General features: G+C 72.3%; 12 protein-coding genes. 8 read left to right on the forward strand and 4 right to left on the reverse strand.

All coding sequences use genetic code 11. The features are described from left to right. Positions 1-25: 25 nt before the first annotated feature. Positions 26-1219, reverse strand: coding sequence for a lipid-transfer protein (locus IE272_RS02585; RefSeq protein WP_190006157.1), 1194 nt, complete (start codon positions 1217-1219; stop codon positions 26-28). A 27-nt stretch (positions 1220-1246) separates the two neighbouring features. Beyond that, positions 1247-3535, reverse strand: coding sequence for an acyl-CoA dehydrogenase family protein (locus IE272_RS02590; protein ID WP_190006158.1), 2289 nt, complete (start codon positions 3533-3535; stop codon positions 1247-1249). Between the two features lie 176 nt (positions 3536-3711). Between IE272_RS02590 and IE272_RS02595 the strand changes: the two genes are divergently transcribed. Further along, the gene (locus tag IE272_RS02595; protein ID WP_229897186.1) at positions 3712-5277 is read left to right on the forward strand and encodes an MFS transporter; all 1566 of its coding nucleotides are present in this window, start codon (positions 3712-3714) and stop codon (positions 5275-5277) included. 6 nt (positions 5278-5283) lie between these two features. Here IE272_RS02595 and pepE read toward each other — a convergent pair whose 3' ends face one another. Together pepE and IE272_RS02605 are read right to left on the reverse strand one after the other, a co-directional pair. After that, positions 5284-6012: a dipeptidase PepE gene (pepE, locus tag IE272_RS02600; protein WP_190006159.1), complete on the reverse strand. Its 729-nt coding sequence runs from the start codon at positions 6010-6012 to the stop codon at positions 5284-5286. 35 nt (positions 6013-6047) lie between these two features. After that, a complete protein-coding gene (locus IE272_RS02605; RefSeq protein ID WP_050358269.1) occupies positions 6048-6875 on the reverse strand; it encodes an IclR family transcriptional regulator in 828 nt (275 codons plus the stop codon). Between the two features lie 147 nt (positions 6876-7022). Between IE272_RS02605 and IE272_RS02610 the strand changes: the two genes are divergently transcribed. The 7 genes from IE272_RS02610 (at position 7023) to IE272_RS02640 (ending at position 14587) form a co-directional block, all read left to right on the forward strand. Continuing rightward, positions 7023-7976, forward strand: coding sequence for a DUF1177 domain-containing protein (locus tag IE272_RS02610; RefSeq protein ID WP_190006160.1), 954 nt, complete (start codon positions 7023-7025; stop codon positions 7974-7976). After that, positions 7976-9370 carry a cytosine permease gene (locus IE272_RS02615; RefSeq protein ID WP_050357890.1) on the forward strand — a complete coding sequence of 465 codons (1395 nt, stop codon included), beginning with the start codon at positions 7976-7978 and terminating at the stop codon, positions 9368-9370. Before IE272_RS02610 ends, IE272_RS02615 begins: the two co-directional genes overlap by 1 nt. Then, the gene (locus IE272_RS02620; protein ID WP_050357889.1) at positions 9367-10674 is read left to right on the forward strand and encodes a M20/M25/M40 family metallo-hydrolase; all 1308 of its coding nucleotides are present in this window, start codon (positions 9367-9369) and stop codon (positions 10672-10674) included. Before IE272_RS02615 ends, IE272_RS02620 begins: the two co-directional genes overlap by 4 nt. A 136-nt stretch (positions 10675-10810) precedes the next feature. Then, positions 10811-11467: a class I SAM-dependent methyltransferase gene (locus IE272_RS02625; protein ID WP_050357888.1), complete on the forward strand. Its 657-nt coding sequence runs from the start codon at positions 10811-10813 to the stop codon at positions 11465-11467. 35 nt (positions 11468-11502) lie between these two features. Continuing rightward, positions 11503-12435 carry an N-acetylmuramoyl-L-alanine amidase gene (locus tag IE272_RS02630; protein ID WP_190006161.1) on the forward strand — a complete coding sequence of 311 codons (933 nt, stop codon included), beginning with the start codon at positions 11503-11505 and terminating at the stop codon, positions 12433-12435. A gap of 167 nt (positions 12436-12602) precedes the next feature. Beyond that, on the forward strand, positions 12603-13457 hold the full coding sequence (locus IE272_RS02635) for a hypothetical protein (RefSeq protein ID WP_190006162.1): 855 nt from the start codon (positions 12603-12605) through the stop codon (positions 13455-13457). 119 nt (positions 13458-13576) lie between these two features. Next, entirely contained in the window at positions 13577-14587 is a 1011-nt protein-coding gene (locus tag IE272_RS02640) for an LLM class F420-dependent oxidoreductase (protein WP_069756612.1), read from the forward strand. Positions 14588-14598 lie beyond the last annotated feature (11 nt).

Below are 14598 nucleotides of genomic sequence, written 5' to 3' on the forward strand. Positions count from 1 at the left end.
GCCCGCGCGACGCACCCCCGAAGGCTCAGCCGCGCCGCAGCAGCGTGACCACCGCCGCTCCGCCGAGGCCGATGTTGTGGGCGAGGGCGGTCCGTGCGCCGGGGACCTGACGGGCGCCGGCCTCGCCGCGCAGGTGCCAGGTCAGCTCGGCGGCCTGGGCGATGCCGGTGGCGCCCAGCGGATGGCCCTTGGAGATCAGCCCGCCGGACGGGTTCACCACCCACCGCCCGCCGTAGGTGGTCGCCCCGGACTCGACGAGCTTGCCGGACTCCCCCTCGCCGCACAGGCCCAGCGCCTCGTAGGTGAGGAGTTCGTTGACGGAGAAGCAGTCGTGCAGCTCGATGACGTCGAGATCGTCCGGGCCCAGGCCGGTGGCCGTGTAGACCTGCTGGGCGGCGGCCCGGGACATCGGGGCCCCGACCGCGTCGATGCAGCTGCCGGAGGCGAAGGAGGCCTCGGTGTCGGTGGTCATGGCCTGGGCGGCGATCTCCACCGCCCGCTCCCCCAGGTCGTGCCGCTCGACGAAGCGCTCGGAGACGACGACGGCCGCCGCCGCCCCGTCGGAGGTGGGCGAGCACTGGAGTTTGGTGAGGGGCCGGTGGACGGTGCGGGCGGCGAGGATCTCCTCGACCGTGTACGGGTCCTGGAACTGGGCGTAGGGGTTGTTCACCGAGTGCCGGTGGTTCTTGGCCCCGACCGCGGCGAGCTGTGCGGGCGTCGTCCCGTACCGCTCCATGTGTTCGCGGGCCGCGTTGCCGAAGATCTGGGCGGTGGGCGGGGACATCTCGAAGCCGTGGGCGGCTACCATGATCCCGTAGTGCCGGGCGACGGGCGAGGTCGCGAAGTCGCCGCCGCCGTCCGCGCCGCTGCCCAGCGAGCCGCGGGCCATCTTCTCGAAGCCGACGGCGAGGACGCACTCGCTGCCGCCGCCCTCGACGAACTGCCGGGCCAGCATCAGGGCGGTGGAGCCGGTGGCGCAGTTGTTGTTGACGTTGTAGACGGGGACACCGGTCAGCCCCAGTTCGTAGACGGCCCGTTGTCCGGCGGTGGAGGCCTGGAAGCAGTAGCCGACGGGGACCTGTTCGACCTGGTCGTAGCGGACGCCCGCGTCCTCCAGGGCGGCGGCGCCCGCCTCGCGGACCATGTCCCAGTACTGCCAGTCGCGGGTCTCGGGCTTCTCGAACTTCGTCATGCCGACGCCGACGATGTAGGCCTTCATGGTGCGACTCCTTCTTGTCCGGTGCGGTCAGTCCCTGGGGAGGCCGAGGATCCGTTCGGCGACGACGTTGAGCTGGATCTGGGTGGTGCCGCCCGCGATGGTCAGGCAGCGGGACATCAGGAAGCCGTGGAGGGCCCGCTGACCCGCCGCCGGTTCGTCCACCGCGCCGTCGGGGCCGAGGAGTTCGAGGGTGAGTTCGGCGACCTTCTGCTGGTGGAGGGTCTGGACGAGTTTGCGGACCGAGGCCCCGGCGCCCGGTTCACGGCCGGAGACCTGCTGGAGGGTGGTGCGCAGTCCGACGCAGGCGAGCGCGTGGGCCTCGGCGGCGAGCGCGCCGATCCGGGTGCGGGTCGCCTCGTCCAGCCCGGCCGAACGGGCGATCAGGGCTTCGAGCCCGCTGTCGAAGGTCATCTGGTCGGCCATGTGGACGCGTTCGTTGCCCAGGGTGTTGCGGGCGACCCGCCAGCCGCCGCCGACCTCGCCGACGACGGCGTCGGCGGGGAGCAGGACGTCGTCGAAGTACACCTCGTTGAAGAGGGCCTCGCCGGTGATCTCCTTGAGCGGGCGGATGTCGATGCCTTCGGTGTTCTTCATGTCGACCAGGAAGTAGGTGAGTCCGCGGTGCTTGGGGGCGTCCGGGTCGGTGCGGGCCAGCAGGATGCCGTGGTCGGCGGTGCGGGCGGCGCTCGTCCAGACCTTCTGCCCGGTGATCCGCCACCCCTCGTCGGTCCGTACCGCGCGGGTGCGCAGCGCGGCGAGGTCGGATCCGGCGTCGGGTTCCGAGAAGAGCTGGCACCACTGGAGGTCGCCGCGCAGGGTGGCCGGCAGATAGCGCTCCCGCTGCTCCTCGGTTCCGTACGCGATGAGGGACGGCACCACCCAGGTGGCGATGGACAGGTCGCTGAGGCGGATGCCCTGTTCCCGCGACTCCTGCTGGATCGCCAGTTGTCGTACGGGCCCGGCGTCCAGGCCGTACGGGGCGGGGAGGTGCGGGGCCGCGTAGCCGGTGCCGGCGAGGGCGCGGCGGGCCCCGGCCGGTGTGAGGCCCCGGGCGGCGGCGAGGTGGGGGCGGGCTTCGGCGCGGTGGCCGGCGGCCTCGGCGGGGAGTTCCAGGGCGAGTTCGCGGCGGGCTCCGGCCTCGGCCAGGCGGGCGGCGCGCAGCCGGTGCGTGTCGGCGGTGCCGAGGAGCTGGCGGGCGAGGACGGCCCGGCGCAGCTGGAGGTGGGCGTCGTGCTCCCAGGTGAAGCCGATGCCGCCGAGGATCTGGATGGCGTCCTTGGCGCAGGTGTACGCGGCCTCGGGTGCGGTGGCGGCGGCGAGCGCGGCGGCGAGCCCGCGCACGCCGGGTCCCGCGACGTCGGGCCGGGCGGGTCCGCCGCCGGAACCCGCAGCCCCGGCCTCGTCGGCGGCGCGGGCGGCCTCGTCGGCGGCGCGCGCCGCGTCCCAGGTGAGGGCGCGGGCCTGTTCGAGGCGGACGAGCATGTCGGCGCAGAGGTGCTTGACGGCCTGGAATGCCCCGATGGGCCGCCCGAACTGCTCGCGGACGGTGGCGTGTTCGACGGCGGTGTCCAGGCTCCGGGCGGCGCTCCCGCAGGCGTCGGCGGCGAGGAGGACGGCGGCCAGGTCGGCGACGAGCGCGGAGTCCAGGGGCAGCACCCGGTGTGCCGGTACGTGGACGGCGTCGGCGCGCACCTCGGCGGTGGGCCGGGTCGGGTCGACGCTGCGGTGCGGGCGCACGGCGATCCCCTCGGCCCCGGCGTCCACGAGGAACCAGCGCTCGCCGTCGGCCGTGGCGGCGGGCAGCAGGAGCAGGTCGGCCGCCCCGGCGGTCAGGGCGGGCGGGGCAGTGCCGTCGAGCCGGTGACCGCCATCGGCCGGGGTCGCGGTGAGGGTGCCGGGCGCGAGGGCGAGGGCGGCGGTGCGCTCTCCCCCGGCGAGCTCCCGGAGCGGGCCGCCCAGCGCCCCGGCCCCGGCGGCCGCCGCGTGGCGCAGCACGGCGGAGGTGAGCGCGGTCGCGAGGTAGGGGCCGGGGAGCGAGGCGTAAGCGGCCTCCTCCAGGACGACGGCGAGGTCGAGGAGGCCCCCGCCGCCACCGCCGTACGCCTCGGGCAGATGGATGCCGGTGAGCCCCTGCGCCGCGAGCGCCTCCCAATGGGCCGGGCGTACGCCGGGGACGGCCGGGCTCTCCGCGTCGAGGAGCTTGCGCACGTCGCCGGGGGGTACGGCGCGGGCCAGCCAGGCCCGTACGGAGTGCGCCAGCGCGCGGTGCTCCTCGGTGATCCCGATGCCGGTACCGATACCTGTGCCGATGCCCATGCGAGTCCTCGCCGGTCGGGGCCACTGGAACGGCGCAAGAGTAGAACACGTTTCAATCTGACGGAAGGTCAGGGGGCTGTCGGATCCGGACCGGAATAGAGCGCCGCCGGGAAGCGTTCACCATGCACGCACTTGGGGGGAGCCCGGGTGATCGACGCTGCCCGGAGGCCCCACGTATGCGACGGACGAAACAGATACGGCACACCGGGGAGCTCTCCGAGCCGCGACAAGCGCGCTCCGGCCCCATCGTGCCCGTCCTCGCCTTCGCGGGCATCACCGTCGCGGTCATGCAGACCCTGCTCGTCCCGGTCATCAAGGACCTGCCGGTCCTGCTGAGCACCGACCCGGCCAACGCCACCTGGGTGATGACCGCCACCCTGCTCGCGGGCGCCGTCTCGACCCCGATCATGGGGCGGCTCGGCGACCTGTACGGCAAGCGGCGGATGCTGCTCCTCTCCCTCGCCGTCATGGTGGTCGGCTCGCTGATCTGCGCGTCCACCGACGACCTGGTCGTGATGATCACCGGCCGCGCGCTCCAGGGCTTCGCCATGGGCGCCATCCCGCTCGGCATCGGCATCATGCGCGACGAGCTGCCGCGCGAGAAGCTCGGCTCGGCGATGGCCCTGATGAGCTCGTCGATCGGGGTGGGCGGCGGTCTCGCGCTGCCCGCCGCCGCACTGGTCGCCCAGCACGCCGACTGGCACGCGCTGTTCCTCGGCTCGGCCGGGCTCGGACTGCTCGCGATGGCGCTCACGTACGCACTCGTCCCCGAGCCGCCGCTGCGCGCGCCCGGCACCTTCGACGTCGTCGGCGCCCTCGGACTCTCGCTCGGCCTGGTCCTTCTTCTGCTGCCGGTCACCAAGGGCAGCGACTGGGGCTGGACCTCGGCCCCGACCCTCGGGCTGCTCGCCGCGTCCGTCGCCACCCTGGTGCTGTGGGGCCTGTTCGAACTGCGCACCCCGGCGCCGCTCGTCGATCTGCGCACCACCGCCCGCCGCGAGGTGCTGCTCACCAACCTCGCCTCGATCATGGTCGGGGTCGCCTTCTACGCGGTCTCCCTGGTCCTGCCGCAACTGCTCCAGCTGCCCACGTCCACCGGCTACGGCCTCGGGCAGTCCATGGTGGTCGCCGGGCTCTGCGTGGCCCCGCTCGGCGTGACGATGATGTTCGTCGCCCCGCTCTACGCCCGGATCTCGGCCCGCCGAGGCCCCAAGGTCACGCTGATGCTCGGCATGCTGGTCATCGCGATCGGTTACGGGGCCGGGCTCGGGCTGCTCAGCGCCGCCTGGCAGACCGTGCTGATCGCGGTGGTGCTCGGCGCCGGGATCGGCCTCGCCTACTCCTCGCTGCCCGCCCTGATCATCGGGGCCGTCGACCCGTCGGAGACCGGCGCGGCCAACGGCCTCAACACCCTGATGCGGTCCATCGGCACCTCGGTGTCGAGCGCCGTCATCGGCATGGTGCTGGCCAACACCTCCGTGACGACGGGCTCGGCCCAGGTGCCGTCCATGGAGGGCTTCCGGATCTCGTTCCTGATCGCCATGGGCGCGGTGCTGGTCGGCCTGGTGCTGGCGGCGTTCCTGCCCTCCCGGCGGCCCTCCGCGCACCCGGTGCTCCTGGCGAGCAGCGCGGACGACGCGCGGGCCGCCCGGGCCGGAGCGGGAGCCGGACAGGCTCCGGCCCCCGGGCCGGCCCCGACTCCCGGCCCGGCCCCGGTGCACGTCACCGGTGCGGGCGGCTGAGCGCGGTCAGCGCACCGGAGCGTCGAACCGGGGCACGGTCGTGAGCAGCCGGGACACGTCGGACCCCGGCAGGAGCTCCTGAGGCCCGGCCGCGCGGGAGAACAGCCGGGCGGGGCGGGCGCCCTGGACATGGGCCCGGTCCCCGTCGACACGGAGCCAGGAGCCTTCGCGCAGCCCGAGCACCGGTACGTCGTTCTCCTCCAGGAACTCGGTGAGCCGCTCCTCGCGGGTCTCGCCCTTGTGGGTGCTGGCCGGGTCCGGGTCCAGATAGTGCGGGTTGATCTGGAACGGGACGAGGCCCAGCGTCTCGAAGGACGGCGGCTGCACGATGGGCATGTCGTTGGACGTGCGCAGGGTCGGGGCGGCCATGTTGGTCCCCGCGCTCGCCCCCATGTAGGGCAGCCCGCCCCGTACCGCGTCGCGCACGGCCTCGCGCAGACCGGTGCTGTAGAGGGCGTCGAGCAGCCGGAAGGAGTTGCCGCCGCCGATGAACACGGCGTCGGACGCGGCGAGTTCGGCGACCGGGTCGGCGTTCTCGTGGACGCCGCGCACGGTGACGCCGGACGGCTCCAGGGCCTCGCGGACCCGGGCGGTGTACGCGGTGTGATCGGCGAGCGCGTACGGGACGAAGGCCAGTCGGGCGTTCGTGGGGAGGAACGCGGTGACGATGTCCAGGGCGTGTTCCAGGTAACCGCATCCGTACTGGGTGGAGTTGGAGAGAAGAAGCAGATTCACGGGGTTCCTCGGGTACGTCGGGCGGATCGGGTCGGTCAAGTGGTGCGGGGCCGCCGGGCGCGGGACTTCGGCCGCTGCGGCGGGTGGGTGAGGCGCTGCTCCAGCAACTGGGCCGCGTGGCGCAGCGCGTCGAGCCGGTCCTCGGGCGCCCCCTGGAACCGGTCCTCCCCGCCACCGAGGCTGAGACTTCCGTACGGCTCGCGCCCCAGGAACACCGGTACGGCGACGGTGGCGATCCCGGTGTCGTACTCGCCGACCGTCCAGGCGTAGCCCTGGGCCCGGATCTTCATGAACTCCTGTTCCAGCAGGTCCGGTTCGGTGACGGTGCGATCCGTGAAGCGCGCCATGGGGCGGCCCCGGAAGAGCCGGTGGCGCTGCTCGTCGGGCAGATAGGCGTAGTACGACTTACTGGTCGCGCCCGCGTGCGCCGGGTAGAGCTCACCGACCAGCGGGTAGTAGCGCAGCGGTCCGGTCTCGCCCTCCTCGGCGGCCACGCAGCGCATGTGGAAGCTGTCCGGAAGGCAGAACAGGACCGTGTCGCCGGTGGTCCGGCGCAGCTCCTCCAGGACCGGACCGGCCAGCAGCTCCAGTGAGCCCGAGCGCTCCCAGAGCCGGCCGAGGCGCAGCACGGCGGGGCCGATGCGGTAGCGGCGGGTGGCCGGGTCGGAGACCAGGAAGCCCCGGCCGGCCAGGGTGGCGAGCAGCCGCTGGGCGACGGAGGTGTCCCAGCCGAACTCCTCGGCGACCTCGGTGACGCCCCAGTCGGGCCGGGTGCGCTCGAAGGCGAGCAGCACCAGGAGTGCCCGGTCGACGGTCTGCAGCGCCCCGGCGGGCGTACGTCGGTCCAGATCGAACTCGGCCATCGTCATCTCACCATTCAGACCAGAATTGCTAATAGCGGGAAACAGTTGCGCTCAACGCTATCCGATCCCGAATGTTGCCTCAGCACCCCGCCCCGCGCTCTCCCCGTCGAGCGCCGGGCGGGTGTCAGGATCAGGAGAAAAGCCCCCATGTTGAAGTACGTACTGGACATCGTCGAGCTTCTGGACGATCCCCAGGTCAATGGCAAGACGGTCGTCGAGTACCTCGACGCCGCAGCGGGGGCCGAGGGCTCGTCCGCGCAGGTCACCACCGTCACGGGTGATCAGGGCTCGACGGACTTCGTGCTCGTCCGCATCCCCGGATCCCGCGGCCGGACGTCGGGCGGCAGCGCCCGCACCCTCGGTGTGGTGGGCCGGCTCGGCGGTATCGGCGCCCGGCCCGAGGTGACCGGTCTGGTCTCCGACGCCGACGGCGCGGCCGCCGCCATCGCCACGGCGGCCAAGCTGCTCGACATGCACCGTCGCGGCGATGTGCTGCCCGGTGACGTCGTCGTCGCCACGCACATCTGCCCGAACGCGCCGACCGAGCCGCACGACCCGGTGCCGTTCATGGGCTCGCCCGTGGACATCGCCACGATGAACCGGCACGAGGTGACCGCCGACATGGAGGCCGTGCTCTCCATCGACACCACCAAGGGCAACCGGATCATCAACCACAAGGGCCTGGCCCTGTCGCCCACCGTCAAGGAGGGCTGGGTGCTCCGGGTCGGCGAACAGCTCGGCGAGCTGCTGGCCGTGGTGACCGGTGAGCCGTTGGTCACATACCCGGTGACCACCCAGGACATCACGCCGTACGGTAACGGTGCACACCACATCAATTCGATCCTCCAGCCCGCCACCGCGACCGCCGCTCCGGTCGTCGGTCTCGCGGTCACCTCGGCCGCCGCGGTACCGGGCTGCCAGACGGGCGCGAGCCACGAGAGCGACATCGCGTCCGCCGCCCGCTACGCCGTGGAGGTCGCCAAGGCCTTCGGCGCCGGGAACCTGGACTTCCACGACGCGGTGGAGTTCGACAACCTCGTCAACCGCTACGGGTCGCTGGCTCACCTGCAGACCCTCGGCCGCACCACCCAGGAGTCCTGATGGCATCCGCCCCCCAGGCCGACGCCACGGCCCCCGAAGCCAAGAGCATCGGCAGCGACGACTACTCGCTCTCGCGGGTCCCGCGCGACAAGCGCTTCGGCTTCTGGTCCATGCTCCTGCAGTGGCTGGCCCAGTCCGGCTCGATCTCCCAGTTCACGCTGGGCGCCACCATCGGCGTCGGCATGACCTTCGGGGACGCCTTCCTCGCCTTCACGCTCGGTGCGGTGATCCTGGAGATCGTGATCTTCGCGATCGGTCTGGCCGGTATGCGCGAGGGTCTGGCGACCCCGATGCTCACCCGCTGGACGGGCTTCGGCCGCAACGGTTCGGCACTGGTCAGCTTCGTCATCGCGGTCAGCCTGGTCGGCTGGTTCGGCGTCCAGAACACGATCTTCGGCAACAGCGTCTCGGCGCTGGTCGGCGGACCGTCCTGGATGTGGTGCGTGATCGCGGGCATCGCCATCACGGGCCTGGTGATCTTCGGCTTCAAGTACATGGCCCTGTTCGCCAAGATCGTCACCCCGCTGTTCTTCGGCATGGTCGCCTGGTCGATCATCACGACGCTCAACGACCACTCGATCAGTGAGCTGATCAGCTCGCCGCCGCCCGGCGAGGCGATCCCGCTGGCCGTCGCCGCCACCGCCATCGCGGGCGGTTACATGACCGGCGCGATCGTCTCCCCGGAGATGACCCGCTACAACAAGAAGGGCTCGCACGTCTTCGTGCAGAGCGCCTCCTCGATGATCCTCTCCGAGTACATCGTCGGCATGGTCGGCGTACTGCTCGGCCACCTGGTGAAGTCGAGCGACGTCTCCCACATCGTGCTCTCCACCTCGGGCGCGTTCGGTGTGATGGTGGTCCTGATGTCCACCGCGAAGATCAACGACTGGAACCTGTACGGCTCCTCGCTCGGCGTCGTCAACTTCTTCCAGGTCGTCTTCCGCAAGCGGCTGCACCGCGGTGTGGTCACCGTCGTCCTCGGCATCGCCGGCACGCTCCTGTCCGCGGTCGGCATCATGACCCACTTCACGGAGTTCCTCTCCCTGCTGGGCGTGATGATCCCGCCGATCGGCGGCATCATCGTCGCCGAGTACTGGGTCGTGAAGAAGATGCGCAAGCCGCTGGACGACACCCGGGAGGCGGAGACCCTGCCGCTGACCTCGCCCACCTGGGTGCCGATGTCCCTGGTCATCTGGGTCGTGGCGTTCTGCGTCGGCAAGTTCTACGACGGCGGCATCCCGGCCCTCAACTCACTGGCCACCGCCTTCCTGCTGTACTGCGCCCTCGGCCTGCTGGGCTGGGTCAAGCCGTACGGCACCTCCACCCTGGACGACGAGGACGGCAGCAGCCCCGCCCCCGCCGCCCGCGCGACCACTCCGGCAGGAGCAGCATGACCCTCACCGCCGCCTCCGAGCAGGCCCAGACCGAGGTCGTGGACCTCTGCGCCGAGCTGATCCGGTTCGACACCTCCAACCCGACCAGCGACGAGCGCGCCGCCGCCGACTGGGTGGTGGACCGCCTCGCCGAGGTGGGCATCGCCTCCGAACTGGTCGAGTCCGCCCCGGGCCGGGCCAGCGTCATCGCCCGGATCGCCGGGGACGACACCGAGCGCGGCGCCCTGCTGGTCCACGGCCACCTGGACGTCGTACCCGCCGACGCCGCCGAGTGGCAGGTGCCGCCGTTCTCGGGCGAGATCCGCGACGGCTACCTCTGGGGCCGGGGCGCGATCGACATGAAGGACACGGTGGCGGTCATGCTCGCCACCGCCCGGCACTTCGCCCGCACCGGCACGAAGCCGGCCCGCGACGTGGTGCTCGCCTTCCTCGCCGACGAGGAGGCGGGCGGCAAGTTCGGCGCCCACTGGCTGGTCGAGCACCGGCCGGACCTCTTCTCCGGGGTCACCGAGGCGATCGGCGAGGGCGGCGGCTTCTCCTTCGCCCTCGACGACACGCGCCGGCTGTACCCGATCGAGAACGCCCAGCGCGGCATGGCCTGGATGGAGCTCACCGCGAACGGCCGGGCCGGCCACGGCTCGTCGCCCAACGACGAGAACGCGGTCACCGACCTCGCCGAGTCCCTCACCCGGATCGGCCGCGAGACCTTCCCGATCCGGCTGATCGAACCGGTCCGCGCCCTGCTGGAGGAGGCCGCCCGGCTCTACGGCGTCGAATTCGACGAGAACGACATCGAGTCGAGCCTCGCCCGTCTCGGCCCGGTCGCGGACTTCATGCAGGTGGTGCTCCGCAACTCGGCGAACCCCACCATGTTCACCGCCGGCTACCAGACCAACGTCATCCCCGGGAAGGCCACCGCCCGCGTCGACGGACGTTTCCTCCCCGGGCACGAGCAGGAACTGATCGACACGATCGACCGGCTCCTGCTCCCCTCCGTCAGCCGTGAGTGGGTCAACCACGACATCGCGATGGAGACGACGTTCGACGGCCCGCTCGTCGACGCGATGTGCGACGCCGTCCGCGCCGAGGACCCGGACGGCCACCCCGTCCCGTACTGCAACCCGGGTGGCACCGACGCCAAGGCCTTCACCCACCTGGGCATCCGCTGCTTCGGCTTCAAGGGCCTGAAGCTCCCGCACGACCTGGACTACGGCCGCCTCTTCCACGGTGTGGACGAGCGCGTCCCGCTGGAGGGCCTGCGCTTCGGCGTCCGCGTCATGACCCGACTCTGGCAGAGCTGCTGACACGAGCGCACGGTTCCGCCGGGGGCCGCCCGACCCGGGCTCACCCCACGTACGCCCCCGCCGATCCCTTCGGCGGGGGCGTACGGCACGATGGGGCGCCGTTCCGCACTCACCCCGCCCCACCTGGAGGAACCCCGTGACCGTCGCGTCCGCAGCAGGGCCCGAGCCGGAGATCCTCGCCGCGTTCGAGGCCGCCAAGGGCTTCATGCCGGTCCACGAGGGCCTCGCCCTGTACGCCGCCGCCACCGGGGCCGGTGCGCTCGGGCTGCCGCTGCTGGAAGTGGGCACGTACTGCGGACGGTCCGCCATCCTGCTCGCGGACGCGGCGCGGGGCGCCGGGGTGAGCGCGCTCACCGTCGACCACCACCGGGGCAGCGAGGAGCAGCAGCCCGGCTGGGAGTACCACGACCCGAGCGTGGTGGACCCGGAGGTCGGGCTGATGGACACCCTGCCGACGTTCCGCCGCACCCTGCGCCGGGCCGGCCTGGAGGACCACGTGGTGGCGCTCGTCGGGCGCTCCCCGCAGGTCGCCGCCGTGTGGGCCGGACCGCTCGGGCTCGTCTTCATCGACGGCGGGCACACCGACGAGCACGCGAACGCCGACTACGAGGGCTGGGCCCCGCACATCGTCATGGACGGGCTGCTGGTGATCCACGACGTGTTCCCCGACCCGGCCGACGGCGGGCAGGCCCCCTACCGGATCTACCTCCGGGCGCTGGCCTCCGGGGCGTTCACCGAGGTGTCGGCGACGGACTCGCTGCGGGTGCTGCGCCGCACGGGGGCCGGGATCTGAGCCGCCCGGACGGCACGGGTGGGTAGCATCGCCGCGTGCCGTACGACGACAGCCCTCCCCCCACCCGCCGCGCCCGGCCCCTCTCCGTGGCCGCCGCGCTGGCCGCCGTATGCCTGACCGCCGCCGGATGCGGTGGCGGTCCGGAAGCCGACGGGGCCGGTGCGGCCTCGCCCAGGCCCGGCGCGGACGCCGCCTCCTCGACGGCTCCGACGCCGACCGGGCAGCAGCCGGAGCCGTCCGGAACGGCTTCCCCCTCCGACTCCGGGTCCGGGTCCGCGAAGCCGCTGCCGAAGGGCCCGCTGACCGGCCGGACCGTGGTGATCGACCCGGGACACAATCCGCGCAACCGCGACCACACCCGGGAGATCAACGAGAAGGTCGACATCGGCACCGGCCGCAAGGAGTGCGACACCACCGGTACGTCCACCGATGACGGCTACGCGGAGGCCCGGTTCACCCTCGACGTGTCCCACCGGCTGCGCACGCTGCTGGAGGCCGAGGGCGCCCGGGTCCGGCTGACGCACGACGCGGACCGGCCGTTCGGGCCGTGCATCGACGAGCGGGCCCGGATCGGGAACGAGGCGAAGGCCGACGCGGTGGTCTCGGTGCACGCCGACGGATCCGCCGTGGGCAACCGGGGCTTCCACGTGATCCTGCCCGCCGGGGTGAAGGGCGGCGGGGCCGACACCTCGAAGATCGTGAAGAGTTCGGCCGATCTCGGCGCGAGGATCGCCGGACACTTCGTCCGTACGACCGGAAGCGCGCCTTCCAATTACGTCGGCGGAAATACCGGTCTGGACACGCGTAATGATCTCGGCGGACTGAATCTGTCGACCGTGCCCAAGGTGTTCGTCGAATGCGGCAATATGCGTGACCCGAAGGACGCGGCCCTGCTCACCAGCGCGAGTTGGCGGCAGAAGGCGGCCCAGGGACTGGCCGACGGCATTACCAGCTACCTGAAGGGGTAGTTCTGCGGTGATATTGGGGGGATAGCCGCTCATGATCCGGGCACGGACGCAACCCGCCCGGGCAGACGATAGATTCATCCGTACGATGGGGAGCCGCTCCCGAGCTTCGAGCCGCACCGGCGGCAGCGACGACCGCCCCGACGAGACGACCGACTAAGGACCTTCACGTGAATATCCGATCCCTCACTCGAGGCGACGGCGTGGTGATCGGAGCAGCGGTCGTGCTGTTCATCGCCTCTTTCCTCGACTTCTCCAGCTACGACTGCCCGCAGGGCGTCGACTGCTCCCGGTACGACAGCCCGAACGCCTGGGACTCGCTCGGGCTCCTGATGAGCGTCTTCCTCGCCGGGGTCATCGGCGCGGCGCTGGTCATCGTCAGCCGGGCCATGCCGGGCCGCAAGGTCGTCGGGCTCGACCTCGGCCAGTTCGGGACCGCACTCACCGTCTTCGCGCTGTGGACCGCCTTCTGGACGATCCTCGACGTCAACAACGCGGGCGCCGGGCTGATCCTGGGCCTGCTGGCCGCCATCGTGCTCGTCGCCGGCACGGTCGCCGGTCCGCTGATCCCCGCGTTCAAGGCCCCGCTCCTCAGCCCGGCCTCCCCGGCGCAGGGCGTCGGGGCCGGGCAGGCCCCGTACGGCGCCGGCCCCGGCCAGGGCTACGGCTTCCCGGCCGGCCAGCAGCAGCCGTACGGCGCCCAGCCGAGCCAGGGTTACGGCTACCCCGGAGCCCCCCAGCAGGGTCAGCCCGCCCAGGGCGACCCGGCGCAGGCGCAGCAGGCCCAGGCCCAGCAGCCCGCGCAGGGCGGCGCGGCCCCGGCGGGCGAGTTCACCGCGTTCTGGTTCGCCGTTCCGGTGGCCCGTCCGCTGTACGGCGAGGACGGTTCGCCGAACCCGATCGCCGAGCTGGCGCCGGGCACCTGGTACCTCGCGGTGGAGCAGCGCGGCCAGAGCCTCATCGCCCAGACGCAGGACGGCCGTCGTGGCGTCCTCCAGGACACCACGGGCATCCAGCGCGGCTGATCCGTACGCCACAGCACACGTCACGGCCCCTCGCCCTTCCGGGCGGGGGGCCGTTGTCGTACAGTCCAACCCGGTCACCTCGGTCTGACACTTCGTCAGTTACGTTGGGAGGGAGCGGAATGCGGCTCGGACTCGCGCTCGGATACTGGGGCCGCGGCCCGGACCCCGGCCAACTCGCCCTGGTCCAGGAGGCCGAGCGGCTCGGCTACGACTCGGTGTGGACGGCCGAGGCCTGGGGGTCGGACGCCTTCACGCCGCTGACCTGGATCGCCGCCCACACCTCACGGATCCGGCTGGGCACCGGCATCGTCCAGATGGCGGCCCGCACACCCACCGCGACGGCCATGCACGCGCTGACCCTGGATCATCTCTCCGGCGGCCGGATGCTGCTCGGACTCGGCCTGTCCGGACCGCAGGTGGTGGAGGGGTGGTACGGGCGGCCGTTCCCCAGGAGCCCGCTGACCGCGACCCGCGAGTACGTCGAGGTGATCCGGCAGGTGCTGGCGCGGCAGGCTCCGGTCGAGCTGGCGGGCCGCTTCCACTCCCATCCGTACGACGGCCCGGACGCCACCGGGCTCGGCAAGCCGCTGAAGCCGATCACGCATCCACTGCGGGCCTCGCTCCCCGTCCTGCTGGGCGCGGAGGGCCCGAAGAACATCGCGCAGACGGTGGAGATCGCGGACGGCTGGCTGCCGCTGTACTGGTCGCCGCTGCGCACGGACGTCTACGGGGCCTCGCTCGCCGGGCTCCGGGACGGCTTCATGATCGCGCCGATGGCCCGCGCGCACGTCTGCGACGACGTGGCCGAGGGCCTGTGGCCGGTGAAGGCGATGCTCGGCTTCTACATCGGCGGGATGGGGCACGCGGCCCGCAACTTCCACGCCGATCTGATGGCCCGTATGGGGTTCGAGGAGGAGGCCCGGCGGATCCAGGAGCTGTTCCTCCAGGGCCGCAAGGAGGAGGCGGTACGGGCGGTGCCCGACGCGTTCGCCGACGAGATCTCCCTGATCGGGCCGCGCGCCCGCATCGCGGAGCGGCTGGAGCTGTGGCGCACGGGCCCGGTGACGGATCTGCTGGTCACCGCCCCGGACCCGCACACGCTGCGGGTCCTGGCGGAGCTGAACGGCTAGGGGACGTCCCG

This window comes from Streptomyces anulatus (assembly GCF_014650675.1).
GTDB lineage: Bacteria > Actinomycetota > Actinomycetes > Streptomycetales > Streptomycetaceae > Streptomyces > Streptomyces anulatus.